This window comes from Micromonospora sp. NPDC000663 (assembly GCF_042898105.1).
Taxonomy (GTDB): Bacteria; Actinomycetota; Actinomycetes; order Mycobacteriales; family Micromonosporaceae; genus Micromonospora.
Genome location: NZ_JBIAYR010000009.1, coordinates 171,358 through 195,540 on the forward strand (window position 1 = coordinate 171,358; position 24,183 = coordinate 195,540).

27 protein-coding genes are annotated in these 24,183 nt (G+C 68.4%); 17 read left to right on the forward strand and 10 right to left on the reverse strand.

Annotated features, from left to right (window positions below; all coding sequences use genetic code 11):
• Positions 1-5: 5 nt before the first annotated feature.
• Positions 6-2,063, forward strand: a complete 2,058-nt coding sequence (locus ACFY1S_RS25060) for a glycogen debranching N-terminal domain-containing protein (RefSeq protein ID WP_387122649.1) — start codon at positions 6-8, stop codon at positions 2,061-2,063.
• A 719-nt stretch (positions 2,064-2,782) separates the two neighbouring features.
• Here the strand turns inward: ACFY1S_RS25060 and ACFY1S_RS25065 are convergent.
• Positions 2,783-3,322, reverse strand: a complete 540-nt coding sequence (locus tag ACFY1S_RS25065; protein ID WP_387122545.1) for a hypothetical protein — start codon at positions 3,320-3,322, stop codon at positions 2,783-2,785.
• A 63-nt stretch (positions 3,323-3,385) separates the two neighbouring features.
• On the opposite strand from ACFY1S_RS25065, the gene ACFY1S_RS25070 reads away from it, so the two are divergent.
• Positions 3,386-4,477: a winged helix DNA-binding domain-containing protein gene (locus tag ACFY1S_RS25070; protein ID WP_387122547.1), complete on the forward strand. Its 1,092-nt coding sequence runs from the start codon at positions 3,386-3,388 to the stop codon at positions 4,475-4,477.
• A 35-nt stretch (positions 4,478-4,512) separates the two neighbouring features.
• Here ACFY1S_RS25070 and ACFY1S_RS25075 read toward each other — a convergent pair whose 3' ends face one another.
• Positions 4,513-5,043 carry a hypothetical protein gene (locus tag ACFY1S_RS25075; protein ID WP_387122550.1) on the reverse strand — a complete coding sequence of 177 codons (531 nt, stop codon included), beginning with the start codon at positions 5,041-5,043 and terminating at the stop codon, positions 4,513-4,515.
• A gap of 261 nt (positions 5,044-5,304) precedes the next feature.
• On the opposite strand from ACFY1S_RS25075, the gene ACFY1S_RS25080 reads away from it, so the two are divergent.
• Positions 5,305-6,378, forward strand: a complete 1,074-nt coding sequence (locus ACFY1S_RS25080) for a glycoside hydrolase family 43 protein (RefSeq protein WP_387122553.1) — start codon at positions 5,305-5,307, stop codon at positions 6,376-6,378.
• Positions 6,379-6,523: 145 nt separating this feature from the next.
• On the opposite strand, the gene ACFY1S_RS25085 is transcribed toward ACFY1S_RS25080, so the two are convergent.
• On the reverse strand, positions 6,524-7,438 hold the full coding sequence (locus ACFY1S_RS25085) for an SDR family NAD(P)-dependent oxidoreductase (RefSeq protein ID WP_387122555.1): 915 nt from the start codon (positions 7,436-7,438) through the stop codon (positions 6,524-6,526).
• Positions 7,439-7,538: 100 nt separating this feature from the next.
• Between ACFY1S_RS25085 and ACFY1S_RS25090 the strand changes: the two genes are divergently transcribed.
• The 6 genes from ACFY1S_RS25090 to ACFY1S_RS25115 all read left to right on the forward strand — a co-directional run bounded on the left by ACFY1S_RS25090 (position 7,539) and on the right by ACFY1S_RS25115 (position 11,069).
• Positions 7,539-8,204 (forward strand): TetR/AcrR family transcriptional regulator, encoded by a 666-nt coding sequence (locus ACFY1S_RS25090; protein WP_387122558.1) that lies wholly within the window; start codon positions 7,539-7,541, stop codon positions 8,202-8,204.
• Positions 8,205-8,287: 83 nt separating this feature from the next.
• Positions 8,288-9,172 (forward strand): S41 family peptidase, encoded by an 885-nt coding sequence (locus tag ACFY1S_RS25095; protein WP_387122561.1) that lies wholly within the window; start codon positions 8,288-8,290, stop codon positions 9,170-9,172.
• A gap of 231 nt (positions 9,173-9,403) precedes the next feature.
• Positions 9,404-9,781, forward strand: a complete 378-nt coding sequence (locus ACFY1S_RS25100) for a DUF2089 domain-containing protein (protein WP_387122565.1) — start codon at positions 9,404-9,406, stop codon at positions 9,779-9,781.
• A complete protein-coding gene (locus ACFY1S_RS25105; RefSeq protein ID WP_387122569.1) occupies positions 9,778-10,038 on the forward strand; it encodes a hypothetical protein in 261 nt (86 codons plus the stop codon). Before ACFY1S_RS25100 ends, ACFY1S_RS25105 begins: the two co-directional genes overlap by 4 nt.
• A gap of 11 nt (positions 10,039-10,049) precedes the next feature.
• Positions 10,050-10,475 carry a hypothetical protein gene (locus ACFY1S_RS25110; RefSeq protein ID WP_387122571.1) on the forward strand — a complete coding sequence of 142 codons (426 nt, stop codon included), beginning with the start codon at positions 10,050-10,052 and terminating at the stop codon, positions 10,473-10,475.
• A 213-nt stretch (positions 10,476-10,688) separates the two neighbouring features.
• Positions 10,689-11,069, forward strand: coding sequence for a hypothetical protein (locus ACFY1S_RS25115; protein ID WP_387122573.1), 381 nt, complete (start codon positions 10,689-10,691; stop codon positions 11,067-11,069).
• A gap of 9 nt (positions 11,070-11,078) precedes the next feature.
• Here the strand turns inward: ACFY1S_RS25115 and ACFY1S_RS25120 are convergent, their stop codons facing one another.
• Positions 11,079-11,459 (reverse strand): hypothetical protein, encoded by a 381-nt coding sequence (locus ACFY1S_RS25120; RefSeq protein ID WP_387122576.1) that lies wholly within the window; start codon positions 11,457-11,459, stop codon positions 11,079-11,081.
• Between the two features lie 177 nt (positions 11,460-11,636).
• Entirely contained in the window at positions 11,637-12,203 is a 567-nt protein-coding gene (locus ACFY1S_RS25125) for a TetR/AcrR family transcriptional regulator (RefSeq protein ID WP_387122579.1), read from the reverse strand.
• A 98-nt stretch (positions 12,204-12,301) separates the two neighbouring features.
• On the opposite strand from ACFY1S_RS25125, the gene ACFY1S_RS25130 reads away from it, so the two are divergent.
• Both ACFY1S_RS25130 and ACFY1S_RS25135 read left to right on the forward strand, forming a co-directional pair.
• The gene (locus tag ACFY1S_RS25130) at positions 12,302-13,075 is read left to right on the forward strand and encodes an oxidoreductase (RefSeq protein WP_387122582.1); all 774 of its coding nucleotides are present in this window, start codon (positions 12,302-12,304) and stop codon (positions 13,073-13,075) included.
• 1 nt (position 13,076) lies between these two features.
• Positions 13,077-13,445: a VOC family protein gene (locus ACFY1S_RS25135; RefSeq protein WP_387122586.1), complete on the forward strand. Its 369-nt coding sequence runs from the start codon at positions 13,077-13,079 to the stop codon at positions 13,443-13,445.
• A 49-nt stretch (positions 13,446-13,494) separates the two neighbouring features.
• Here the strand turns inward: ACFY1S_RS25135 and ACFY1S_RS25140 are convergent, their stop codons facing one another.
• Complete coding sequence (locus ACFY1S_RS25140) at positions 13,495-13,962, reverse strand: DUF3618 domain-containing protein (RefSeq protein WP_387122589.1); 468 nt, start codon at positions 13,960-13,962, stop codon at positions 13,495-13,497.
• Complete coding sequence (locus ACFY1S_RS25145; protein WP_387122593.1) at positions 13,959-14,390, reverse strand: phage holin family protein; 432 nt, start codon at positions 14,388-14,390, stop codon at positions 13,959-13,961. Before ACFY1S_RS25145 ends, ACFY1S_RS25140 begins: the two co-directional genes overlap by 4 nt.
• Before the next feature lie 574 nt (positions 14,391-14,964).
• Here ACFY1S_RS25145 and ACFY1S_RS25150 point away from each other — a divergent pair.
• Positions 14,965-16,002, forward strand: a complete 1,038-nt coding sequence (locus ACFY1S_RS25150) for a fatty acid desaturase family protein (RefSeq protein WP_387122596.1) — start codon at positions 14,965-14,967, stop codon at positions 16,000-16,002.
• A gap of 82 nt (positions 16,003-16,084) precedes the next feature.
• Here ACFY1S_RS25150 and ACFY1S_RS25155 read toward each other — a convergent pair whose 3' ends face one another.
• Both ACFY1S_RS25155 and ACFY1S_RS25160 read right to left on the reverse strand, forming a co-directional pair.
• Entirely contained in the window at positions 16,085-16,477 is a 393-nt protein-coding gene (locus ACFY1S_RS25155; RefSeq protein WP_387122599.1) for an ester cyclase, read from the reverse strand.
• Positions 16,478-16,501: 24 nt separating this feature from the next.
• On the reverse strand, positions 16,502-17,188 hold the full coding sequence (locus ACFY1S_RS25160) for an SDR family NAD(P)-dependent oxidoreductase (RefSeq protein ID WP_364365752.1): 687 nt from the start codon (positions 17,186-17,188) through the stop codon (positions 16,502-16,504).
• 141 nt (positions 17,189-17,329) lie between these two features.
• Here ACFY1S_RS25160 and ACFY1S_RS25165 point away from each other — a divergent pair, with 141 nt between their 5' ends.
• Both ACFY1S_RS25165 and ACFY1S_RS25170 read left to right on the forward strand, forming a co-directional pair.
• Positions 17,330-17,938 (forward strand): TetR/AcrR family transcriptional regulator, encoded by a 609-nt coding sequence (locus tag ACFY1S_RS25165; protein WP_364365755.1) that lies wholly within the window; start codon positions 17,330-17,332, stop codon positions 17,936-17,938.
• A 137-nt stretch (positions 17,939-18,075) separates the two neighbouring features.
• On the forward strand, positions 18,076-18,441 hold the full coding sequence (locus tag ACFY1S_RS25170; protein WP_387122602.1) for a nuclear transport factor 2 family protein: 366 nt from the start codon (positions 18,076-18,078) through the stop codon (positions 18,439-18,441).
• A gap of 62 nt (positions 18,442-18,503) precedes the next feature.
• Here the strand turns inward: ACFY1S_RS25170 and ACFY1S_RS25175 are convergent, their stop codons facing one another.
• On the reverse strand, positions 18,504-19,736 hold the full coding sequence (locus ACFY1S_RS25175; RefSeq protein WP_387122605.1) for a helix-turn-helix domain-containing protein: 1,233 nt from the start codon (positions 19,734-19,736) through the stop codon (positions 18,504-18,506).
• A gap of 372 nt (positions 19,737-20,108) precedes the next feature.
• Here ACFY1S_RS25175 and ACFY1S_RS25180 point away from each other — a divergent pair, with 372 nt between their 5' ends.
• From ACFY1S_RS25180 to ACFY1S_RS25190, 3 genes are all read left to right on the forward strand, one after another.
• Entirely contained in the window at positions 20,109-21,467 is a 1,359-nt protein-coding gene (locus tag ACFY1S_RS25180) for a hypothetical protein (protein WP_387122608.1), read from the forward strand.
• 40 nt (positions 21,468-21,507) lie between these two features.
• On the forward strand, positions 21,508-21,990 hold the full coding sequence (locus ACFY1S_RS25185) for an NUDIX domain-containing protein (protein ID WP_387122611.1): 483 nt from the start codon (positions 21,508-21,510) through the stop codon (positions 21,988-21,990).
• Between the two features lie 269 nt (positions 21,991-22,259).
• The gene (locus ACFY1S_RS25190; protein WP_387122614.1) at positions 22,260-23,309 is read left to right on the forward strand and encodes a hypothetical protein; all 1,050 of its coding nucleotides are present in this window, start codon (positions 22,260-22,262) and stop codon (positions 23,307-23,309) included.
• Positions 23,310-24,183: the final 874 nt, after the last annotated feature.

Consider the following 24,183-nt stretch of genomic DNA (forward strand, 5'->3'; position numbering starts at 1 on the left):
GGGACATCCCGGGCACGGTGTCGTGTATCGACGGGAACACGTTCATCGTGTCCGACGCCAGCGGCGACGTCGAGGCGTCGGCCTCCACGCCTGTCGGCCTGTTCTCCGCCGACACGCGCTTTCTGTCCCGCTGGGTGCTGACCGTCAACGGGGAGCGGTTGACCGCGCTGTCGGTGGACGACAGCCAGTACTACGAGGTGACGTTCTTCGTCGTGCCGGGCGGGGCTGTCGACTACGTGCAGGCCGACGTGTCGGCGATCCGCCGCCGGCGCATCGGTCCGGACCTGACCGAGTCCCTGACCTTCTTCAACTACGGCGACCATGACCTGGACCTCGACGTACGGCTCGAGGTGGTGGCCGACTTCGCCGACATCTTCGAGATCAAGTTCGACATCGAGGACAAGGTCGGCAGCTACTACAGCGAGGTCGAGCCGGACGAGTTGCGGCTCGGCTACCGGCGCGGCACGTACCACCGCCAGGTTTCTCTGACGGCGAGCGAGCCGGCCACCTTCGACCCCCGCGGCCTGCGGTTCACGACCCGACTCGGCTCCGGTCAGCAGTGGTCGACCCGCTTGCACGTGGTCATGCGGGCGCTGCGCCCGGACGGCGTCGACCTGCGCTCACCCCTGCGGCTGCTACGCCCGGACGAGTCCACACTGCCCGACAGCGTCCGCGAATGGGTCGCCCAGGCCCCGACGCTGGACACCGACAGCAGCAGCCTCCAGCAGGTGTACCAGCGCAGCCTGGTGGACCTGGCAGCGCTGCGCTTCTCCCCGCTCTCGCTCAGCGGCGCCGCGGTGCCCGCCGCCGGCCTGCCCTGGTTCATGACCCTGTTCGGCCGCGACAGCCTGCTGACCTGCCTCCAGACCCTCGCCGTCACCCCGTCGCTGACCCCGCCGACCCTGCGGATCCTCGCCTCGCTCCAGGGCGCCCGCCGGGACGACGTGCTGGAGGAGGACCCGGGCCGGATCCTGCACGAGCTGCGCTACGGGGAGTCGGCCGCGTTCGAGGAGCAGCCTCACTCCCCCTACTACGGCACCGTCGACGCCTCCCCGCTGTTCGTGGTGCTGCTCGACGAGTACGAACGCTGGAGCGGCGACCGGGCGCTCGTCGTCGAGTTGGAGCAGGAGGCCCGCGCCGCCCTGGAGTGGATCGACAGGTACGCGGACCTCAACGCGACAGGCTACGTCTGGTACGAGCGGCGCAACCGCGCCACCGGACTGGACAACCAGTGCTGGAAGGACTCCTGGGACAGCATCTCGTACGCCGACGGGCGGCTGCCGGGCTTCCCCCGGGCCACCTGCGAAACCCAGGGGTACGCGTACGACGCCAAGATCCGAGGCGCGCGGCTGGCACGTACCGTCTGGGGCGATCCCGACTACGCCAACCGGCTGGAACGTCAGGCGGCGGCCCTGTACGAACGCTTCAACAAGGACTTCTGGCTCGACGACCGGGGCTACTACGCGCTGGCCCTGGACCACGACGGCACTCCCGTCGACAGCCTCTCGTCGAACATCGGGCACCTGCTGTGGAGCGGCATCGTGCCGCGCGAGCGGGCCGCGCAGATCGCCGAACACCTGATGGGCCCGGCGCTGTTCTCCGGCTGGGGTGTGCGGACCTTCGCCGAGGGGCAGGGCCGCTACAACCCGCTCGGCTACCACACCGGCACGGTCTGGCCGTTCGACAACTCGTTCATCGCGTGGGGTCTGCGCCGGTACGGGTTCAGCGCCGAGGCGGCCCGGATCGCCGAGGGCGTCCTGTCGGCCGCCACCTACTTCCAGGGCCGACTGCCGGAGGCGTTCGGCGGATTCGACAGGCACACCACCCGTTACCCGGTGCGGTACCCGACCGCCGGCAGCCCACAGGCCTGGTCCAGCGGCGCGTGCATGCTGCTCATCCGCACGATGCTCGGCATCAACCCGCACGAGGACCACCTCGCCGTGAACCCGGCACTGCCGTCCGCCTTCGGTCGGATCGCCCTGCTGGACGTCCCGGGCCGCTGGGGGCTCACGGACGCCTTCGCCCGCCAACGCCCCGACCAACCCAGCGGTCAGGCGACGTAGGCAGGCCCAGAAAGTTTTCCGGTCGGACGGCAACGTTTCCGGTCCGGGAGGCCTGTCACCAGGTATGAACCTCTCCTTCGGGCACCGCGTTCTCGTACCCGCCGCCCTCGTCGCGGTCACCGCCGCCGGCTGCACCACCGGTCAACCCGCCGCCGGATCCTCCCCGGCGTCGCCCGGCACGGTCGCCGCGCCCGACTGCCGTCAGCCCACCGCCGGCCACCGTGACCTCCCGGCCATCGGCACCGGCGGCGACGACCCCTCGGCGACAGGCTGCCCGGTCACGGCCGCGACGCTGAACCGGGTGCCCGGCCTGCCCGAGGGCTACCGCATCAACCCCGGACGGGTGCAGTGCTGGAAAGGCTGGGCCACCCGGATGGGACCCCAACCAGCAGAGCGACGGCGCCTACCTCTTCCGCCACACCCCCACCCACGGCTGGCGCATCCACAGCCAGGGCAGCTCCTTCCCCTGCACCGACCTCGGCATCACCATCGACCCCGACGACCCACCCGGCATCTGTTCCTAGACGCGCGCAGACAGGCGGAGCGTCCACGACGGGCAGCGATCTGGGTGAGTTTCTGGACCGGATGCGGCCGGCGGCCTCAAGCGCTGCCCGCAGGCGGCAGTCGACAAACTGAACAACCAGTTCGAGGCGCCCCGCGCGGAGGCGGGTCCGCCAACCCCGGCTGAGGTACCCACCTGACGCCGCTCTGCGGACAGCTCAGCTGACTGTGAAACCGCCGTGGGCGCGCGCCTCCCGCAGCCAGCCGAGCCAGGCGACCCACAGCTCGTCGGCCTCGCATTCGGCGCGCAGGTCCGCCGGCGACGCCTCGTAGAAGAGCAGTGCCTGTTCGATCTCGGTCGTGCCGACCAGCCAGGGGCCGTTGCTCGTGAACTTGAACGCGGGGATTCCGACCATGCCGGGCTCGGTCTGCGCGGCAGCGACCCGTTCGGCCTCCTTGTACGCGTCCCGTCGGCTCTGGTCGGCGTTGCGCCAGTCGTCGATGCCGTCGAACGGCCAGTCCGGGAAGGGACGCGGTGTCGCCTGGTAGGTCATGCCGGCGCACCGCATCAGTTCGCGGCAGAACCCCATGCCGGCCATGTTGAGGGCGAACTGATGGGCGGCGGCCAGCGATTCGTACTCGTCGCTGCACCGGGGCCAGGTGCCGCACGACCCGCCGGAGTCGAGGCACGCCTCGTATTGGGCGCGCGCGGTGGCCGCGGGTTCGGGCAGGTCGACGTGCTCGAAGCGGTAACCCATCGGGCTCCTCCCCGCGGCCGGCATTGGCACGAGCGTGTCATTGTGCCGGACTAGGGTGCAGGCATGGTCGATCGTCACCAGGTGATGAACTTCCGCGTCCGGGCCCAGCAGCTCGATCGGAGCGAGGGCACGCTCGCCGACACCGCGATCCTGGACATCGGTGTGCAGAACACCGGACCGGACGGCGCACGGTGGGCACTCGCCGTGCGCGGTGTCGACGTGACCGCGTTGTCCGACAGGGACGTGGTCCTGCTGTGGACGGTGCGGGGTGCTCCCCACCTCTACCGTCGGGCCGACGTGGGCGCGGTGGCGGCGGCGGTCGGGCCCTTCTCCGACGCCGACGCGGGCAAGCGCATCTACGACGCTTCCAGGCCGTTGAAGGCCGCCGGCATCGGCAACCTCGCCGCCCTCGACGAGGTGGCCGACCGTATGCGGGCCATTGTCACCGCACCGACGGTCAAGGGTACGGCGTCGGGCCGGCTGGCCACGATGCTTCCCGAACCGTACCTGCGGTTCTGCCGGCCGTGCGACGCCACGCACGTCTACGAGATGCCGTTCCGGCTCGCCGCCGTGCGGGCCGGACTGGAGCTGGATCTCGACACCTCACCTCCGGTCCTGCGGCGTATCACCGGCTTCAGGAAGGCGACGGCGGTGGACGACCGCTTGGACCTCATCCGCGCGTACCTTCGCCTGCTCGGTCCGGCCACCCCGAAACAGGTGGCCGACTACCTGGACGCGCCGTTGAAGGACGTCAAGGCGCTCTGGCCCGAGGACGTGATCGAGGTGCGGGTCGACGGCGAGGTGCGCTCCCTGTTGGCCGCCGACGAGGAGGCACTGGAGTCGGCCGAGCGCACGGGGACGCGCCTGCTCGGCCCGTACGACCTGTTTTTGCAGGCCAAGGACCGGGCGACCCTGGTGTCGGACGCCGCCCGCGCCAAGGAGTTGTGGCCGGTGCTGGGTCGACCCGGCGCCGTCCTGGTCGACGGCGAACTGGTCGGCACCTGGCGTCCCCGCAAGTCGGGCAGGGCGTTCACGGTCGCCGTCCAGCCCTGGCAGAGGCTGCCGGGCGCCACCCGCAAGGCCGTCACGGCGCAGGCCGAGCTTCTCGCCGCGCACCGCTCGGTCACCCTCACCGGCATCGACTTCGCCAGCTAGTCACGCAGGCAGGGGCATGGGGCCGTGACGTCTGGTCAGAAGTTCACCCGGACGCCGGCGGCCTTGCACGCGGCGGTGATGGTCGCCCCGGCCTTCTCGAAGGTCGGGTTGTCGGCGGCGCTCGCCGGGTCGGGCGCGGCCGCCGCCTTGGCCGCCTCGTCACCGAAGCGGCGCAGGGCGGCGGCCACCTTGCTGTTGCCCGCGCCGGTTGAGGCCACCCGGGTCAGCTCCTGGTCGAGCCCGGTCAGGATCTTCCGGTAGTCCGCAGCCGAGGGCTCACCCGTCCTCACCATGTCGATGAGGGCCGCCTTCATCTCGTCGCCGGCCTTCTGCGCCGACTCGCACAGCTTCTTGTCGCTGGTCCCGCCCGTCGTCGCGCCCGACGTGGCCGGAGCAACCGACGCCGGGATGGCCGGCGTGGAGGGCGCCGCCGAGGACGGGGCGGCGGAGGTGGGCGCCGGCGGGGTCGAGCCGGCCGTCGGCGCCGCGTCCTCTCCCCCACAGGCGGCAAGGACCGTCGTAGCGGTAAGGATGAACAGGGCGGAGGCGACGCGAGTGGGCTTCACAGACGCGCACGGTAATCGAAGCCCTCGTGATGATCAATCCGCCCGGAGGACCTGGTTCGCTGGTCAGTCGGTGGTCAAGCCCCGGGTCGTCAGTTCGCTGAGCGAGGCGTCGCCGCCTCTCAGGGGTGGCCGTGGGGGTGGCCGTGTGGCAGCGTCCTGAGGGTCAGCGAGTTCCGACAGTCCACTCCGGCCGCTGCCGGGTGACCGACGGACCCGACGTGACCGGGGCCGATGATCGGCCAGCTGAAAGGAGTCCCCATCGTGAACGTGGGCGACCGAACCCTTGCGCGCATCCTCTCCGTGGTGTTGACCGCCGTACTCGCCACCGGCCTGTCCGCTGCCGGCGCCGGGCCGGCGGCGGCCGGGCAGACAGGTCTGCGGGCCGCCGACCCGAGCGTGATCCGCGTGGGCAGCACCTACATCTCCGTGCAGTCACTCAACGGCGGGATCGCCGTGCGGCAGGCCTCGTCGACCGACGGGCTGGCCGCGGCACCGGCGCGGCAGGTGTGGACGGACAGCTGCAACCTCGGTGAGGTCTGGGCCCCGGAGATCGTCACCGACGGCGGCCGGTACTACATCTACTTCTCGGCCGGGCGCGCAGCCGCACACCGGATGTACGTGATCCACTCGGCGTCGCCGGCGAGCGGCTACACGGCCGAGAGGCAACTCGCGCTGCCCGGCGGCAAGTGGGCCATCGACGGCAGCCTGTTCACCTTCAACGGTCAGCGGTGGTTCGTCTGGTCGGGTTGGGCCGGCGACACCAACGTCGAACAGAACATCTACCTCAGCCGGATGAGCGACCCGCTCACCCCGACCGGCAACCGGTTCATCATTTCCCAGCCGAGGGAGAGTTGGGAACGCGTCGTCGGCAACCCGTTCATCAACGAGTCCCCCGAGGCGATCAGGGACCCGAACGGGCAACTGCACATCGTCTACTCCGCGAACGGCAGTTGGAGTGACCAGTACTGCCTCGCCGACCTGCGGCTGCGCGTCGGCGGTGACCCGACGTACGTATGGGACTGGTACAAGTCCAACGGCTGCCTGTTCGGCTCGAACCGGGCCACCATGATGGCCGGCTGGGATCCCACCCTGTACGTCAACGGACCCGGCCACCACAGCTTCGTGCTGCTCAACGGCGACATCGCCACGAGTCCGCCGGCCGGGCCGAGGTTCCCGCTGATGTTCCACGCCGTACCGAAGGGCACCGCGTACTCGTGGGCGAACCGGTACTGGTACACAGGCACCTTCTGCTGGTGGGGCAACACCACCTACCGCCGCGCCAACGTGCCCGGCCCGACATCCGACACCGGGTTCAGCATCAAGTTCTTCGAGTGATCAGCGCGCCGCACAGCACACCCACCGGGGAACGGTCACCCGCCAAGGCGGCTCGACGCCGCTGGCTCACCTGGCCCCACAACTGACGGTCGCGGCGGGACCCGTGCGGGTCTCGCCGCGACCGATCACCTGCGACGTGGCGCGGTCACGCCGCGAAGGCCGCCTGGCCGACCGGGAACCGGACGCCGGTGAGGTCTTCCGAGACGGCCCAGAGTCGCTGTTGCACGGTCAGGTCGTGGGACTCGGGGCTGGACGTGACGAGCTTCGGGTAGCCGCGCGTCTCGCCCAGGCCGTCGGGGCCGTAGTACTGCCCGCCGAGGGCTGACGGGTCGGTGGCGGCCCGCAGGGTGGGCAGCGCGCCCGCCGCCGCCGGCTGGGTGATCACCGGGGCGAGCCAGGTGATCGGTGCGCGGACGGCCGCCGGGGCGTTGCGGACGAGTTCGGTGTTGGAGATGCCGGGGTGTGCGGCCACCGCGACTGTGGTGCCGTGCGGGGCGAGCCGGCGCTGCAACTCGTAGGTGAACATCAGGTTGGCGAGCTTCGACTGGCCGTAGGCACCGACCCGGCTGTACGAACGCTCCCACTGCAGGTCGTCGAAGTGGATGGCGGCGCGGATGCGGTGCCCGACGCTGCTGACCGTGACCACTCGCGAGCCGGGCACGGGCAGCAGCAGGTCGAGCAGCAGGCCGGTGAGCGCGAAGTGGCCCAGGTGGTTGGTGCCGAACTGCATCTCGAAGCCGTCGCGGGTGGTCTGCTTCGGGGTGTACATCACGCCTGCGTTGTTGATCAGCAGGTCGATCCGGGGGTGGGCGGCACGCAGGTCGGCCGCGGCGGCGCGCACGGACTCCAGCGAGGTCAGATCCAGTTCCTGTACGGAGACGTCGCCGCTCATCCGGGCGGCGGCCTGCTTGCCCTTCTCGGTGTCGCGGACGGCCAGCACGACCGACGCCCCGCGCTCGGCGAGTCGGCGGGCAGTCTCGAAGCCCAGCCCGGTGTTGGCGCCGGTGACCACGGCGACGCGGCCGTCCTGACGCGGAATCTGCTGCTCGGTCCAGTTCATCTCAAGCTCCCAATGTACCGCCGGTAAGTTATGCCTGAACGGTAAAGTACCGCCGGTACACTGTCAAGAGACCAGCGGTACCTAAGTTAGGGTTGGCGTCATGACGTTCCAGCGGGCACGCAGCGAGGAGCAGCGTGCGGTCCGGCGCCAGGCGATCCTGGACACGACTTCGGCGATGCTCGACGAGATGTCGGTGGCCGAGGTGACCCTGAACGAGCTGAGCCGGCGGGTGGGCCTGGCCAAGACGGCGGTGCTGCGGTATTTCGAGTCCCGCGAAGCGGTGCTGCTCGACCTGTTGGACGACCGGACGACGACCTGGCTGGCCGAGCTGGAGCAGGAGCTGGCCCGAGGCGTCGACCCGAGCCGGTCCGCGCTGGAACGGGCCCAGCAGGTGGCGGACGTGCTCAGCCGGTCGCTCGCCGCCCAGACGGTGCTGTGTGATCTCTTCGGCGCGCAGGGCGGGGTGCTCGAGCACAACGTCTCGGTCGAGGTGGTCCGCCGGCACAAGCGGGCCTCACTGGCCAACCTCGCGGTGATGGCCGACCTCATCCGGCGGCACCTGCCCGAGGTCGGCGAGCGCGCCGAGCTGTTCTGCCTGCAAGCCCTGCTCGTCGCGGGCGCGCTGTCCGCCTACACCGCACCGCCGCCGAGCCTGCTCGCCGTGTACGAGTCCGAGCCGGCGCTCGCGGTCTACCAGATCGACCTGCAATCAGCCCTGCGGCTCGCGATCATCACGTCGCTGGTGGGCTTCCTGCCGCGCTCCTGACCCCGGCGCGCCCGGATCGTCGACACCCGGGCCTGTGCAAATTCGATGGTCATGACGCGGCCCGCGGTCTACCGTGGCCCGCCGTGCTCTCAAACGAACAGATCATCCGACAGGCCCTGGACCGGATCAAGGCAGGGTACGTCTTTCCCGCGAAGGTCGCCGACATCGACACCGCGATCCGACGTCGTCTCGCGGCGGGCGAGTACGACGACCTGGACGGGCCGGTGCTCTGCGCGACGATGACCGCCCACCTTCAGCAGGCGTGCCCGGACAAGCATCTGCGGCTGCTCTGGACGGACCAGCCGCAGTCGCTCGATCCGGCGGACGAGGACGGGGGGCAGGCCGCGTTCCGCGCGCTGCTCAGGGCGGAGAACCAGGGAATCCGCCGGGTCGAGCACCTGGACGGGAACGTCGGACTCATCGACGTTCGGCGCATCGCGTACGCCGACGAAGGCGCCGCCGCGATCGGCGCGGCCATGCACCTGGTCGCCCTCAGCTCCGCGCTCATCCTCGACCTGCGCGCGTGCAGCGGCGGAACACCGGAGGGAGCCGCGATGTGGTGCAGCTACTTCTTCCGCGACGACCAGGTGCACCTCAACGACTTCTACGAGCGGTCCACCGGCGCCACGCGTCAGTTCTGGACCACCGCGCACCTTCCCGCGCCGCGCTATGTGGACCGTCCGGTCCATGTGCTCACCAGCGCTACGACGTTCTCCGGGGGCGAGGACGTGGCGTACACCCTCCAGGCGCACGGCCGGGCCGTCGTCGTCGGTGAGACGACCCGTGGCGGCGCGCACCCCACGGCCCGCCATCCGGTCACCGAACACATCCTCGTGACCGTGCCGACTGCCCGGACCATCAACAGCGTCACCGGCACCAACTGGGAGGGCGTCGGTGTGGTCCCCGACGTACCAGTCCCGGCGGTCCAGGCACTCGACACGGCGCTCAAGGTCGTCTGGGGCGGATAGGCGCGGCGGCGTCGGCGGCCGCCGCGGGCCGCCGACGGCAGCAGCCGCCACGGCAGCGCCGACGGGCAGGTAGCGGGTGCCGGCGCCAGCTGTCGTGGTGCACCTCCACCGCGAACGCACCCCGTCACGCCTGCGCACCCATCTCCGACTCGACACCACCACGAGCGTGACATTAAAAAAGTTAAGGCGTGCCTCTAGAAACTTGAAGATTCTTAAGCTATAAATTTAGGTATGACAGATCAGGCGATGGACTGGCAGGAACTCACAAGCCTGACGCGGGGGCAGCCGTTCGTCGTCGAGCGGGTGCGGCTGGCGGGCAACGGCGTCGCGATCGAGGGCGCGTTCGAGCTACCGCAACTGGCTCAGCTCAACGTCGAGGATCAGGTCTTCGTCACGGCGTTCGTGCGCTGCCACGGTTCGATCAAGGAGATGGAACGCGTCTTCGGGGTGAGCTACCCGACGATCAAGTCACGGCTCAACCGGATCACGCAGATGCTCGACTTCGTCGAGACCGATCCGGCGCCGTCGCGGGCCGACGTCATCGACCGGTTGCGCCGCGGTGAGATCACCGCCCAGCAGGCGTTGGCCGAGCTGGAAGGCCGGCCATGATGCCGCAGTTGGTGACCGTCAAGGTCAACCGCCCGGACCGCCGGCCCATCCGCTTCTGGGTTCCGGTGCTCCCGGTGGTGCTCCTGCTCTTCCCGGTCGTGGTCCTGGTCGTGCTCGCGGCGATCGTGGCCTGCCTGGTGTTCCGCATCGGTGCGGTGCGGGCACTCGGCGCCGGTTGGCGCGTCATCTCCGCGCTGCCCGGCGCCCGCTTCGACATCGAGCAGGGCCGCACGGCCGTGCTCGTGGCCATCAGATAGGAGAGGTTCGAATGACCGAACAACGCAAGGACATCCTCGACATGCTGGCCGCCGGCAAGATCACCGCAGAGGAGGCGGAGCAACTCATCGCCGCCCTCGAACGGGGTCAGGCACCGGCGGCGGCAGGTCCCGACGCCGCCCGACCGAAGGGCAAGGTGAAGTACCTGCGGGTGGTGGTGGACGCCACCGACAACGGCGAGCCGTCGCGGGTCAACGTGCGGGTGCCACTGCAACTGCTGCGGGCCGGCGTACGACTGGCGGCGCTGGTCCCCCCGCAGGCGCTGGCCAAGGCCAACGCCTCTCTCAGCGACTCGGGCGTGCCGATCGACCTGGCGCAGCTCAAGCCCGAGCAGTTGGAGGCGCTCGTGGAGCACCTCGACGACGTGACAGTGGAGGTGGACTCCCCCGATGCGACCGTGCGGGTTTTCTGCGAGTAGGCGCCGTCCCATGGGACGGCCCCTCGAGAGGGTGCGGGAACACCCTCTCGAGGTCTGCGCCCGCCGCAGCAGAGCACAGGTGAACTGCCAACCTGAAGTCTAGCCGCCGATCAGCGACCAGCGGAGGGACCACTCGTCGGGTGGTCCCTCCGCCGCGTCCGCCCACCGCGTCTGACGGCCGAAGGCGGCGGTGGCCCGTGACATCATCGGCGGATGGACGTTCGTCGACTGGCGGCCATCGACATGTACGGCACCCGGGGCACCGTCCGTCGACGGCGCATCATTCTGGCCGAATTCCTCGGCGGCGTGGTGGTCATGGTGGCGTTGGGCAGCTGGCTGCTGGCGTCGACGAACAGTCCCGGCACCCGGGCGATCGGCCTGTGGTTGGTCGGCGCAGGTCTCAACTACGCCCCGCTCGCCTGGTACGCGATCAGGCTGATGCGCCCGGGTGCCCTCGATGCCGAACTCGCCGACGTCGACACCGATCGGGAACTGCGTCGGTACACGGTCCTTCAGCTGTGGGTCTTCGTGCCGTTGTCGCTCGTCGTCTTCGACACGCTCATCCGGCGGAGGGGTCGGACGACCGCCAGCTGAAGAATCCCGCTAGCAGGAGCCGTGCCAATTCACCTTCGTCACGATCACCTGAAGGTAGAAGATGTTGCCGCGCGGGGTGGCGCAATGGGTGATGACAGTCGACGGGTCCCACGTGTTGTGGTATTCCAGTTCGACGTTCGCGTTCGTGTAGTTGTAGAACTGCTTCGTCGGGGCGCTGCCGACCCACGGGCCGGTGGTGACCAGGGACGGGGTCTCGGTGGGACCGGTGTTCGGGGGAGCCCAGTTGGGCCAGGCGCAGAACGTGCCCGGCTGGCAGTTGCCGGGCGGCCACGGCTCGTCGGCCGGCGCGGCGGCGGAGGCCGACGCGGCCGGGACGGCAGCCAGCAGACCCGCAGTGGACAGGGCAAGCGCGAGGGATTTCAGTCGCATGAAAACTCTTTCCTCCCCAGTGGACTCGGTCGATGAAAGTTACCACCGGGAAAGTTGAAGGGTCAAGTATCTTATTTACTACCGTCTAAGCTTTGAATATTCTGTGAATCCGCTGAATGGCCGGTCGTCGTGCGACCCGGCCAATGGGGCGCATCGAGGGCAGCGACCGGGTGGCGTTCACGATGCGCGCGCCGTCGGCGCGACGTGGCGCAGGCCGTCGAAGAGGATCGCCGTGATCTGCCGGGCCTCCTCCTGCCAGCCGCCGATGGGGCGCATCTCGCAGATGCCTCCCATCGCGCGCAGCAGGGTGCGCCCGGTGACGTCGTCGCGGATGGCTGCCGCCGCCACTCCGGCGGCGAGCAACTGGTCGAGCGACTGCGCCATCTTCGTGCGGGCGTCTTCGAAGACCGGGGAATCCGTGATCATGATGCTCTCCAACGCCTCGGCCATGCCCTTGCCGATGGCGGCGTGGTCGACGAGCAGCAGCAGGAAACGGCGCAGGGCTTCGTCCGGAGGGTGCTGGCCGAGGAGGTTTGCGGGGGCGGCACACAGGTCGTCGACTTCCTGGCGGTAGACCGCCTCGACGAGGGCTTCGCGCGTGGCGAAGTGGCGGTAGAGCGTTCCCACCGAAACTCCCGCCCTCCGCGCGATCTCCTCCACGCCGGTGTCGGCCTCGCCGCCGAGGAACATCTCCCGGGCCGTGGTCAGCAGCGCCTCGCGGTTGCGGCGGGCGTCGGCGCGCATCGGCCGTGACGTTGACAACAGATCCTCCACAAGCTGAGTCCGACTCCGCTTATGCTAGCTTTCCGGAGTCCGGTTCACTTTACCGCAGAGGACGACACATGAGCCACTCAGAAGACGGCCTGAACGAGCTTCGCGTGCTGGTCACCGGTGGCAGCCGCGGCTTGGGCGAGGCGACCGTCCGCCGCTTTGCCGCCGCCGGAGCTACCGTTCTGACCGCATCGCGGGGTGCACCCCCGGAGGACCTGCCGGCCACCCACTTCCCCGCCGACCTCGCGACCGAGGACGGGGTGGCCGAACTCGGCCGGCTGATCAACGACCGCGTCGGCGGGGTGGACGTGCTGGTCAACAACGCCGCGGGCGCGAGTGCACCCACGCCGACCCTGCAACGCTCCGACACGTCGTGGTACTCGGACCTGGAGATGAACCTGCTCAGCGCCGTCCGGCTCGACCGGGCGCTGGTCCCGGGCATGGTCGAACGAGGTTCCGGGGTCGTCGTACACGTCTCCTCGATCGCCAGCCGGCTGCCGCAGCGCACCGAGGCGTCCTACGCGGCGGCGAAGGCGGCACTGAATGTCTACAGCCGCGAGCTGGCCACCGAGGTGAGCCCGCACGGGGTCCGAGTGGTGTGCGTCCTGCCGGGCTTCGTGGCCACCGCCGGCGCCGTCGAGCACCTGACCCACATCGCCGAGCAGCAGGGCATCGGCCTCGACGAACTCAAGCAGCAGATCGTGGAGCACCTGAACGTGCCGATGGGCCGGCCCGGCGATCCGGAGGACGTGGCCGAGATGATCGCCTTCCTCGCGTCCAGACGCGCGAAGTGGCTCACCGGCGCGGAGTTCCGCGTCGACGGCGGAATCATCCCGGTGGTGTGACATGACCTTCAGCCTTGCCGCCATCGTCATCGACGCAGCCGACGTGGACACCGAGAGCGCCTTCTGGCACCGGTTACTCGGCGGCTCGATCACAAAAACCGGGAACCATCACTTCCTGGCCGTCGACGGGTTCCCCGCAGTCGTGATCCAGCGGGCTCCGGGGCACGTTCCGCCGGACTGGCCGCAGGACGGCGCCCAGCAGTTGCACGTGGACCTGGCCACCGATGACATCGTCTCAGCGGACAGATCGGCGCTCGAAGCCGGCGGGCGTCGGCTGCGCCCCACCGACGACGCCGACCTCGCCACCCACCGGGGCGGTCGTGTCTACGCCAGTCCCGCCGGACACCCCTTCTGCCTGCGGCCAGCCTGACACCTCAGGTGGTCCGCTGGTTCGGTGCGTGTCGTCGTACCGAACCGTCTTATCGGGACCGGCGGCGTCGGTAGCTGATGACCGCCAGGGTCGCGGCGGTGCCGGTGACGGCCAGGACCGGTAGGGGTTTCGCGCGCACCGAGCTGCCGATCCTGGTGGTCATGGCGCGAGCGGAGGTGACCAGGGACGACTCCGCCTTGCTGGCGGTCTGCGCGCCGGCTTCTGCCGAACCTCGTACCGTGCCGATGGTGTGCTGTGATTTCTGCCTGACCGACGTGGCGCGCTGGGAGGCCTTCTGGCTCATCGTGCGGGCGAGCTGCGTCGCTCTGGCCTTTGCCGACTGCCCGGCCCCGGTGACCCGCCCTCGGAGTCCGCCGACGGCGGTGGTGGCTTTCGTGCGTGCACGGGTCTTGACGTCGGCCTTGGCGGTCAGTGCGGCTACGGTCTCGCCGAGTTCCGCGCGGGTCTGCTGAATGTCCCGCCGGGTCTGGTCGCTGTTACCGGATGGCGTGCTCATGGCTGCCTCCGACCCGCTGCGCCACGTATCGTCTCGGCGTCGGCTCGCACACTGTCCAGGGTGGCCGCGGGCGTGGCGGGCATCGCCTGGCTGACCTGCCTCTTACCGCGTTGGGCGGCGATGGCGGCGGCGATGGCCAGGATCACGGTGACGATCAGGGTGGCCAGAGCGTCGGGCATGATCGCGGCCAGGAGCACCACGACCGTGGCGACGGCGGTCCCGCCGGCGAAGATGCCGAGGATCGCGCCGCCGCCGAGCAGTCCCGCGCCGGCGCCCGCGCGTTTGCCCTTGGCGGTCATCTCCGCCCGTGCCATCGTCAGCTCATCGCGCACCAGGCGCGTGATCTGCTCCGTGGCCCGCTGCACCAACTCTGCGGCCGGCGTGTCAGCAGACGCGGCGCCGGGATTTCCGCTAGGCCGTTCCGACATCGGTACTCTCATCTCTCTCGCACACCGCAGTGGTCCCAGGGCTACCCGAGTCAGCCGTGCTGCGCCGCGGGCATGCTCGCAGGCCCGTGAGGGGAGGCGTCGAAACGCCCGCCAAGCGGCGGAGCGACGCTCTCGTCGAGCTGCCCAGCGTCAGCACCTCCCGGGAGGTAGCCATCCTGCCGGGAACGTCGCAGAGTGAGCATGCCCGCCGCTCCGGTCAGCGTCCCGGCCGCGAAGGCAAGGATGAGCACTCGCCTCCCGGTGGCCTTTCTCTTGCGTGCCATGACTACCCCCTGAACCCAACGTGGCTGCATAGTGCTGATTGTCGGACTCGACCGATGAAGCCCGCAGCGGATCGTCAGAGTTCCACGAGAGTGGGTAGTGCTCGCGCATCAGTTGCCATGAGCTGCCGGTTTCGTCGTACAGAGGCACGGCGGTGCGGGGAGACTGGGCGCATCAGCGCCGGTTTGCTCGTTCGATCCCTGTCGAACCACGGATGAACGTCGCGAGGGCCTGGTCACGGCCGACGGTGGAGCCGACGAGCTGATCGGCGTGGCTGACAAGGAGTGGCGACGTGAGTGACACGGATCTGGGCGCCCGCAGCGACCGGGGTAGTGAGTACGCCGACCTCTCCCGCCTGGTCCGAAACGCGGGTCTCCTCGACCGACGACCCCGCCGCTACGCGGTGCGGGTGACGGTGGTGCTGGGTGGTCTCGTACTGCTGGGCGTGCTGTTCGTGCGGCTCGGGTCGTCGTGGTGGCAGACGGCCACCGCGGCCGGCGTTGCGGTGCTCCTCGCGCAGCTGGCGTTTCTCGGTCACGACGCCGGGCATCAGCAGATCTTCCGCTCCCGCCGGGCAAACGACGTGGTCGGCCTGGTGTGCGCCAACCTGGTGACCGGAATCAGTTACGGATGGTGGGTCGACAAGCACAACCGCCACCATGCGCATCCGAACACCGAAGGCCGCGACCCCGACCTCGCGGTGAGGCCGCTGTCCTTCACCCCCGGTCAGGCCGCGGCACAGCGCGGCCTGCGGGCGCTGTTCGTCCGGCACCAGGCGGCGCTGTTCTTTCCTCTGCTGCTGGCGGAGGGTCTGCACCTGCACGGCGCCAGCGTCCGGGCGATCGTCACCCGCAGTGGGCTCAAGCGCCGACGCACGGAGGCTGGTTTGCTCGTCCTGCATTTCGCCGGCTACCTCGGGGCCGTGTTCCTGGTCCTGAGCGTTCCGCAGGCGATCGTGTTCATCCTGGTCAACCAGGCCCTCTTCGGGCTCTACCTGGGCAGCTCCTTCGCCCCCAACCACAAGGGCATGCCCATCCTGACCGAGGCCGACAACCTCGACTACCTCCGCCGACAGGTCCTCACCTCCCGCAACGTGCGCGGCGGCCCGCTCCTCGACGCACTACTGGGTGGGCTCAACTACCAGATCGAACATCACCTCTTCCCCAGCATGCCCCGACCCAACCTCCATCACGCCCAACCGCTGATCCGCCAGTTCTGCGCCGAACACGGCGTCGCCTACCACGAAACGACCCTCATTCAGTCCTGGGCGCAAGGGCTGGCACACCTACGGGCAATGGGCGCCGCATCGACCCGATCGGGCAACCGCTGAAACGGGGATGGCTGAACCGGATGCTGTTCGCCGCGTCCGCTCGGGGGAGCGAGCGGAGGCGGCGAACAGTGGATTCCTGCTGTCAGGCGGTCAGTTGCCGAAGCATCTCGGCCGAATCGTGCAGGGCCGTCATCTGGACGAATCGACCGTCGCTGACCTTGTAGATGGCGTACTCGACGATCTCGAACGACGCGCCGGTCGGAGGCACACCGAGCCACTCCTTCACGGGAGTGCCGGTGTTGATCGCGCGTACGGCGATGCGGTCGCGGTCGAACAGCAGTTCCTTGACCTCCCAGTGCAGGTCCGGAACGGCGTCGACGTCGTGCTTCTGGACGGCGAGGACGTCGTCTCGGGTGCCGGGCTCGCCGTTGAGCATCACCGTGTCGTTGATGAACTCGTCCATGCCGTCGAACTTGTGGGCGTTGAGGTCTGCGACGTAGCGCAGGTACCAGTCACGCAGGTTGTTGTCAGTCATCAGATTTTCTCCTGTTTTTCCGTGTCACCAGTTCAAGGGGCCGAACTCGTCGGTGAAGGTGCCGGTCGGGCCGTCGGGGCCGAGCGTGGCCAGGCGTACGACGGTTTTGGCGCTCTCCGCCACCGGCCGTCCGATTCCGAGGGCGGCGGTCATGTCGGTGGCGGTGGGGCCCGGCTCCAGCGCGTTGAACTTGATGCCCGGGTTGGCCTTGGCGTACTGGATCGTCAGCATGGTGGCCGCCGACTTGGAAGCCGCGTAGAGCGCCGCCGGAAGGTTGTATTCGGGCCGTTCCGGGTTGGTGACCGCCCAGAAGGACCCCATGCTGCTGGACACGGTGACCACCGTCGGGTTCGACGACCGTCGGAGCAGGGGTAGTGCCGCCTCGGTGACGCGGACGATCCCCACCGCGTTGGTGTCGAACACCCGCAGAGCGGTGGGGCCGTCGACGGGGCCGTCGCCGAGGATGCCTGCGTTGTTCACGAGGACGTCGAGTCGACCCTCCGCCGAGTCGACGGTCGCCAGCGCGCCGCTCACCGACGCGTCGTCGGTGACGTCCAGCTGCACGAACCGTGCGCCCAACTCGGCTGCGGCCTTCTCGCCCCGCTCGACGTCGCGGGCACCGATGTAGACGGTGTGGCCCAGTTCGAGAAGCTGCCTGGCGGTCTCGAACCCGATGCCCTTGTTGCCACCGGTGATGAGCGTGACGGTCATTCGTATCTCCTACGTGTGCAGCGACGGGGCGCCCTGCGCCCCTGTTTTTGTACCGCTCGGTTGCCCATCACCGTAACAGGGTTTTGTACTGGTCGGTTGGTGACCCGGGTCACGATCTGTACCAAGCGGTACACTGACACCATGAGCACTGAGACGCCCGCCGTCGGACGCCCCCGGGCCTTCGACGAGGAGACCGTCCTCGACCGGGCAACCGAGGCCTTCTGGCGACACGGCTACGAGGGCGCGTCCCTGAGCGTCCTCACCAGCGCGATGGGCATCAACCGGCCGAGCCTGTACGCCGCCTTCGGCAGCAAGGAACAGCTGTTCCAGCGCGCCTTCGCCCGCTACCACGACACCCAGGTGGCCAACGCCCGCGCCGCACTCGACCAACCCACCGCGTACGCCTCGATCGAAGCCTTCCTGCGCGCCAGCGCCGACGGCCTCACCGACCGTGACCACCCGGCGGGCTGCCTCTCCATCCAGGGAGGCCTGGCCTGCTCCCCGGATAACGCCCGCATCTCCGAGATCCTGGCCGCCGGCCGCGCCGCCACGGAGGCGGCCGTGGAAGAGCGACTGTCCCGCGCCGCGAAGGAGGGGGACCTCCCGGACGGCGTGGACCCCGGCGCGCTGGCGCGGTTCGTGATGGCCCTCAGCGAAGGGCACGCTGTCCACGCCGCGTCCGGCGCGAGCCGCGAAGACCTCCACGCCTCGGTCGACATCGCCCTGCGAGCCCTCGCGCTGCGTCAGTGAGCCGCGCCGCGTCGGCGGCGCTCGCCGCACCCGGCGGCGGCGGGGCGGCCTGGAGCAGCAGCTCCCACCCACCGCCCGCATTCTGCTGACCGCGAAGTGGCTTCCATGAGGTCTGGTCCACCAACCATGCTGGCTCGATGGACTCGGCGGAAATCGCAACGTCGGAGAGGCTGCTCACGAACCTCTACGCGGCATTCAACGAGCGTGACATCCCCGCACTGCTAGCCGCCATGACACCTGATGTGTCGTGGCCAAATGGCTGGGAGGGAGGCCTCGTTCACGGCCGCGACGAGGTGAGTGCCTACTGGCGCAGGCAATGGGACCAGATCGAACCGACAGTCACGCCGACCGCGATCGCCGCGGAGGCCGACGGGCGAATCGTCGTCACCGTCCACCAGGTCGTCCGCGACAAAACCGGAGCGACAATCGCGGATCACACAGTCACGCATGTCTACCGATTCGACGACGGGTTGGTGGCAGAAATGGAAATCCGAGCTCAGTGATCTTTTGGCGTCCGCAGTCGGCGGGCGCTGCGCCACTGAGCCCGTCGCAGTGCCAGCGGTGGTCAGCGGGTGAGGCCGACCAGCGTCGCCAGTCGCGCCACGCCGGCCGGCGCCGGGTGACCCCGGGCGACCTCGGCGATGAGGGTACGCGCCAACGGCCGGCACCGGACCTCGGCCGGCGCGACGCTGTCCGCGTCGACCAGGGCGCGGGCAGCCCCGCGAAGATCACCCACCTGGAGGTACGCCCGAGCGACGTCGACGAGGTACGCGCCCCGATACTCGGCCGGCAGCCGCCGCCACGCCTCCCGCCGCACGATCGCCGGATGCCGCAGCACCGCCTCGGCGGCGTCACCCCGGGCCACCGCCACCAGCACCCGGGCCAGCTCCACGGTGATCGGGGCGAAGCTGGTGCGGTGCGTATCGTCGTACCCCCGAAGGGTTGTGGCGACGCCCGCGGCCCGGCCAATCAGCTCGCCGGCGCGACGGTGCTCGCCGCAGCCAGCGGCGGCGAGGGCGGCCTGGAGCAGCAGCGTCCCACCCACGGCCCGCTCCCCCGCCGGCCGCAGCCCCACTCCCCGTTGATCATGAGGTTGCCGGGCGCTTTGATCTCCACCAAACCCGCCAACCTCATGATCACCGGGACGGGATGACGGTGGGAGGAGGCGGTTGGCTGCACTTTGGGTTGCGGTCAGGGCCAGGGGGTCGCGGTTGGCGGCACGTAGTGCCTGGGCTACCGCGATCGTCGCCGTTGCCGCTAACGTCGGGTCGTCGCTGGCGGCGGCCATCGCGCGGTCGGCGGCCAGCCAGGCGAGGTCAGCCTCACCGAGTTTCACCAGCAGCGACGAGGTGATCCGGTACGCCTGAACGAGCGGCTCCGCTTTTCGCGCGCCCTGGGCGGCGTCGAGCAGCCCCGGCACCAGGCGCACCAACTGCCCGTAGTGTGCGTGCTGGTAGGCCAACCACGCGTGCCCGACCTGCCGTCGCAGCTCGTCCGTCTGCGGTGGAGCGTGCGGGATGTCGTAACGGGCTAGCGCGGCACGGATGTCATCCACCCCGTCCGGCGCGCCCGCCGGAGTGCTCCGCGGCTGGCCGAGCAGCACCTCCGGGTCGACCCGCAGGACGTGGGCCACCTCCTGGATCATCGAGTACCGGTCCAGGGAGCGGGCGCCCCGCTCGATCTTGTCCACCCAGCTCTTCGACCTGCGCAGCCGGTCGGCAAGCATCTGCTGCGTCATCTGCCGCCGAACCCGCCAGTTCACCACCCGGCGGCCGATTGGGAGGTCATCCCCTGTCACGCCGCCACCGCCGGTCCGGGACCGCGCGGGTCGTGTCCTCCACGGGTACGCGCTCCGCCTCGGCTTGGGCGAGGAGGCGCTGCTTGGCCGCCTCCTGCTCGGCAGCCTCAGACTGCTCGCCCTTGTTTGCTGACTCATCGCCCTGCATGGCCACCTCCGTTAAGCCAGGGCGCAACGACCAGACCTCGCCGGCACCCAGGACACCTGTGATCAGCGAAGCGGGTTGCCGATCGACGGACCAGAAGGCAAGTAATGCGCTGGGTTGCGCTGCTCAGGACGTGGGTTGCGCGGGGTTGCGCGGGTCCCCATAGGACTTCGGCAGCCCATAGGCTCATCACTGTTGGTAGTTGACCGATGCCTGGAGGCGAAACGATGGCGCGACCGGTGACGAACGCGGCGTTCGAAGGGCTTCTGCTGGCCGCCGGTTACGCCAACTCTCACGCTGCCTTTGCCCGACAGCTCAATCACACCGGCCGCGACCAGGGCACCTGGCGGTACGACGCGGCCAGCGTCTACTGGTGGCTACGCGGTCGCCGGCCTGGAGAGCACGTCCAAGCCGCAATGGCTGAGACCCTAGCCCGCAAGCTCGGTCGCCCGGTCGACGTGACCGAGCTGGGCTTTGGCGCGGCCGAGAGCATCGGCATGTGTGTCTACCCCGCGACCGTCGATGGGGCGATCGATACCGCCGAGCTGATCTGGACGAGGTTGGCCAAGCGCCTCAGTCAACAGGACAGCGGGGTGTTCGACAGCGGCAAAGCGCTAGAGGCGGCGCTTAGCTGGCGGTATGACCTGCCCGACAAGGCGGTCAGCCGGAACGGCCGGCAACAGGTCACCTCTACCGACGTTCAATCGCTGTACGCGCTGGCCGACCACTTCACCGATCTCGACCGACGTCACGGCAGCGGCTCTCCACGTACGCGTGCTGTCATGGTCGACTTCCTGGTGCGTCAGGTCGCGCCGATGCTGCACGGCACCTACACCGATGCCGTGGGGCGCGACCTCATGCGCGCAGCGGCGACGCTCTCCGGCCAACTCGCTTTTATGTCGTACGACGCAGGCGAACATGCCATGGCCCAACGTCACGTGACGCTCGGCCTACGGCTCGCCAAGGCCGCCGACGACCGCCTCTACGGCGCTCACCTACTGGCGAACCTCGCCACACAGGCTGTCTTCTTGAGGCACGCTCGGAAGGCGGCCCGGCTCGTCGAAGCAGCCATTGACGGGGCGGGCCGCGCACCGGCAGCCGTGCTCGCTCGGCTGCATGCCACCGCTGCCACTGCCTACGGACAGTCAGGCGAACGACGTGCCTGCCAGCTCGCGCTCGCTAAGGCTGAGCGTGCTCTCGATCGGGCGGGCACAGATTCCGGCCCACACTGGGTTGGCTACTTCAGCCCTGCCCACCTGGCCGGGGCCGCGCTGAGGTGCCTGGGGGAGCTGCATCTGTACACGCAGGCCCTTCGACACGCCCCCGAAGCGCTCATCCTCGACAGCCAAAACACTCGGACGCGTGCCCTGCACACCGGCCTCGTTGCCATGACTTATGCCCGCGCTGGGGACACCGACGCCGCCTGCGATTGGGCCTCCAAGCTCGGGCAGCATGCTGCGGGCATCCACTCGGCGCGCGTCCGACAGCGCGTCCGCGAACTCGCTACCACATTCAGCCCGCAGCAGGCATCGCCCCAGGTCAACGAGATCCTGCATACCCTCGCGGCCATGCCGGCAGCCATCTAGAGCAAGAGCGCACGTAAACACATCCGCTAGCGTCACCGAGGTGACCTGGACGGAGCCCGCCACGTGGTACGCCAACCTGGCTTCCTTCTACGCCGCCGCAGCAGCCTTCATTACCGACCCGGACGGCAACGTGCTGCTCGTCAAGCCCACCTACCGCGACCACTGGGCTTTCCCCGGCGGCTACGTGGACGAGGGCGAATACCCGCACGATGCCTGCGCCCGAGAGATCCGAGAGGAGTTGGGGGTCGCCCTGGCGGTGGGCGATCTTCTCCTAGTCGACTGGGCACCGCCCGCCGGGCAGCGACCCCGCGCGATCATCAGCTTTACGTTCGACTGCGGGTCCGCTGCTAGCCTCGACGGCTTCGCTATGCCCAAGCATGAGTTGGAGGACATTGCCTTCTTCGCGCCTCAGGAGGCAGAGCAGCGTCTTCCCGCCAGCGTCGCCACGCGAGTTCAGGCGGCGATACATGCTCGTGACCAACAGACCCCGGCGTTCCTTGCCGGGGGGCGACCGTCTCTCTGACTATCGGTGCATGCAGGATATTCGGAAGGGCCGCCCCCGCCGACCGACCGCGCTAATTGTCAATCCTAAAGCCTACCTCGCTGTGCCTTTACAGCTCGACAAGACTAGCTGTCCGCTGGCAAGCTAGTTGCCTGCCAGCGCTGATGCCGCTGTCCTGTCTTTCGCATCGCCCGCCTCAGCTCTAATCTGCCGGCGGCCGACTTGGGGTCGGAAGCCTGACACTTATTGAGCTGCGGCGGCATGGCAATGCATACTCGCTCGGTGAACAGTTGCGACAGAGCCTGAACGTGGGGGTTGAAGTGATACTTCGCGAGTTTCTCTATGTTGATACCGAAAAAGTTCGGGGAATGCTAGCTCAATTAGATGGGGGTATCGCCGAGGAAGCGCGAAACACGACGAAGAGCGACAGGCGTTCGGAGGCCGGCGTTAAGGGATTCGCTGGGCATTATCAGGGCTGGGGTGAGGAAAACTACACCACTAAGTCTCTTGGTGACGCCCTATTCCCTACACTGGAGGATGCGCTAGATTCCAGCAGCCTTATAAAGGACCTGTCGGACAACCTTCAAGGTGCACACTTCTGGACATCTGATGAGTTGCGAGAATCGACACCCCCAGGCACCCTTGTCCGCGTAGCTTCACCAGGATCACTCTTCGACGCTCGATACGTCGCAGCAAGCTTGGCGGGATTCGGTGCGACTCATTCGGGACTAGAAGGAATAGGATCGGTCCCCACCGCATCGCCTGCTGCACCACCGCGACCCAACAAAGGGAGACCAGCAAAAGCAAAAGCAAAAGCAGATAAGTCAAATGAGAAAGTCAATCAAATCGAGGACGCCATCCCCGAATTTGGCCCTATCAAGAACGAAGACGGAAGCCAGGAAATCGGACCGGACTTCTTTCGCGGACTCGTTAAAATTGCACGTGGGCTTTTCATGCCCGGGCTGCATCTGAATCTATACCCCACAGATAGCGACACCCTCAGCATCGGCGTCCGACTTCAAGAGGGCAGGCACTTCCTCGACGGCGACCCGGAAATTCTGTTTGCTCGGTATGGGACAGGTAAGCAGTTCTGGACGGTCGTCGGGACGATCGGACACTATGCGAACGTCGATGACCGGATAGCTCCCGCCTACGGAAATATCACCGACGGCGCCGGCAATGTAGTTCGGGGAAGGACGGCGGCCTTCATCAACTCATACATGCGCTTCTTGGGGGCGCTGGGCTTCGCGGATGTGCCCCAATGGCCCGGCTTCAACATAGTCCCGCTGGCTGTCTATCGCGTCATTGCGACCTCTCGCTCTGAAGTCGAGGCCCCCTAACAGTCGCTCCACGCGACGGCCCTACAGGCGGCACCTAGACGGTCTTCGGTGACCCACCGACCTAAATGTGTTAAGAGCCTTCTAGATTCAGAGTGAGCACATCAACCTGAACCCGGGCCGCACGCACGCCGAGGCGGACGCAATACTAGCCAACTGGGTGACGCTATTAGAGGCCCGCAATGTCCGCCCCGGCGGAAACCACGGCACACGCCGCCGACAAGGTGGCCAGCATGACCGCAGCCCTGCTCCCCCTGCCCTCTTGGATCTTCACTAGGACGGGCTGAGCCTGCAGCACTCCTTGAGGAAATCCGTCAGTGCTCACACCCGCATCTGCCTGGAGCGTCCGACCGGCGGGCGTGGCAGCCCTATGCCAGCCGAACCACGCGAAAGCTTTGCCCCAGCAATGCCCCGGTGCGCTGCCGCAGCCAAAGAGTAGTCCGGTTGTGAAGTTTCGACACGGCGTGCCTCGCTGTGTCGGGAATCCGCACATGGTAGGTGCTTCAAGCGCCAAGAGCCAACACGGAATGGCGACGACTATAGACACGGACCATCCGAGCATTGGCCAGTCTCGTTGGATCAACGAGACTGGAACAAAGACAATTGCCGCTGGGAATGCGAGCAGGGTAGCACCGGCTTTGTACCGCTTAGGAATAACTCTTCGCGATTTATTCGCCACAGATCGCACCGCCCATCGACGACCGAGAGTGGGTCGGTCGTAACGCTATGCGATTACCTCGGGCGACGGTGTCCGAAAGTTGACAGCAATGATGCGTGAGTCGCTAGTGCCGTGACCACGAACGTTCACGGTGTTGGATGACACGCCGTCCGGCCTGTCGGCCGGGCGGCGTCGCGGCGGTCAGGCTGTGGCGGTGGC

Coding starts and splice junctions, on each gene's coding strand:
- ACFY1S_RS25180 (WP_387122608.1), top strand. CDS start 20,109: ATGGCGCGACCGGTGACGAACGCGGCGTTCGAAGGGCTTCTGCTGGCC.
- ACFY1S_RS25085 (WP_387122555.1), bottom strand. CDS start 7,438: ATGAACTGGACCGAGCAGCAGATTCCGCGTCAGGACGGCCGCGTCGCC.
- ACFY1S_RS25120 (WP_387122576.1), bottom strand. CDS start 11,459: ATGCGACTGAAATCCCTCGCGCTTGCCCTGTCCACTGCGGGTCTGCTG.
- ACFY1S_RS25165 (WP_364365755.1), top strand. CDS start 17,330: ATGAGCACTGAGACGCCCGCCGTCGGACGCCCCCGGGCCTTCGACGAG.
- ACFY1S_RS25090 (WP_387122558.1), top strand. CDS start 7,539: ATGACGTTCCAGCGGGCACGCAGCGAGGAGCAGCGTGCGGTCCGGCGC.
- ACFY1S_RS25160 (WP_364365752.1), bottom strand. CDS start 17,188: ATGACCGTCACGCTCATCACCGGTGGCAACAAGGGCATCGGGTTCGAG.
- ACFY1S_RS25070 (WP_387122547.1), top strand. CDS start 3,386: ATGGTCGATCGTCACCAGGTGATGAACTTCCGCGTCCGGGCCCAGCAG.
- ACFY1S_RS25100 (WP_387122565.1), top strand. CDS start 9,404: ATGACAGATCAGGCGATGGACTGGCAGGAACTCACAAGCCTGACGCGG.
- ACFY1S_RS25135 (WP_387122586.1), top strand. CDS start 13,077: ATGACCTTCAGCCTTGCCGCCATCGTCATCGACGCAGCCGACGTGGAC.
- ACFY1S_RS25130 (WP_387122582.1), top strand. CDS start 12,302: ATGAGCCACTCAGAAGACGGCCTGAACGAGCTTCGCGTGCTGGTCACC.
- ACFY1S_RS25125 (WP_387122579.1), bottom strand. CDS start 12,203: ATGCGCGCCGACGCCCGCCGCAACCGCGAGGCGCTGCTGACCACGGCC.
- ACFY1S_RS25170 (WP_387122602.1), top strand. CDS start 18,076: ATGGACTCGGCGGAAATCGCAACGTCGGAGAGGCTGCTCACGAACCTC.
- ACFY1S_RS25145 (WP_387122593.1), bottom strand. CDS start 14,390: ATGTCGGAACGGCCTAGCGGAAATCCCGGCGCCGCGTCTGCTGACACG.
- ACFY1S_RS25110 (WP_387122571.1), top strand. CDS start 10,050: ATGACCGAACAACGCAAGGACATCCTCGACATGCTGGCCGCCGGCAAG.
- ACFY1S_RS25155 (WP_387122599.1), bottom strand. CDS start 16,477: ATGACTGACAACAACCTGCGTGACTGGTACCTGCGCTACGTCGCAGAC.
- ACFY1S_RS25105 (WP_387122569.1), top strand. CDS start 9,778: ATGATGCCGCAGTTGGTGACCGTCAAGGTCAACCGCCCGGACCGCCGG.
- ACFY1S_RS25140 (WP_387122589.1), bottom strand. CDS start 13,962: ATGAGCACGCCATCCGGTAACAGCGACCAGACCCGGCGGGACATTCAG.
- ACFY1S_RS25115 (WP_387122573.1), top strand. CDS start 10,689: ATGGACGTTCGTCGACTGGCGGCCATCGACATGTACGGCACCCGGGGC.
- ACFY1S_RS25065 (WP_387122545.1), bottom strand. CDS start 3,322: ATGGGTTACCGCTTCGAGCACGTCGACCTGCCCGAACCCGCGGCCACC.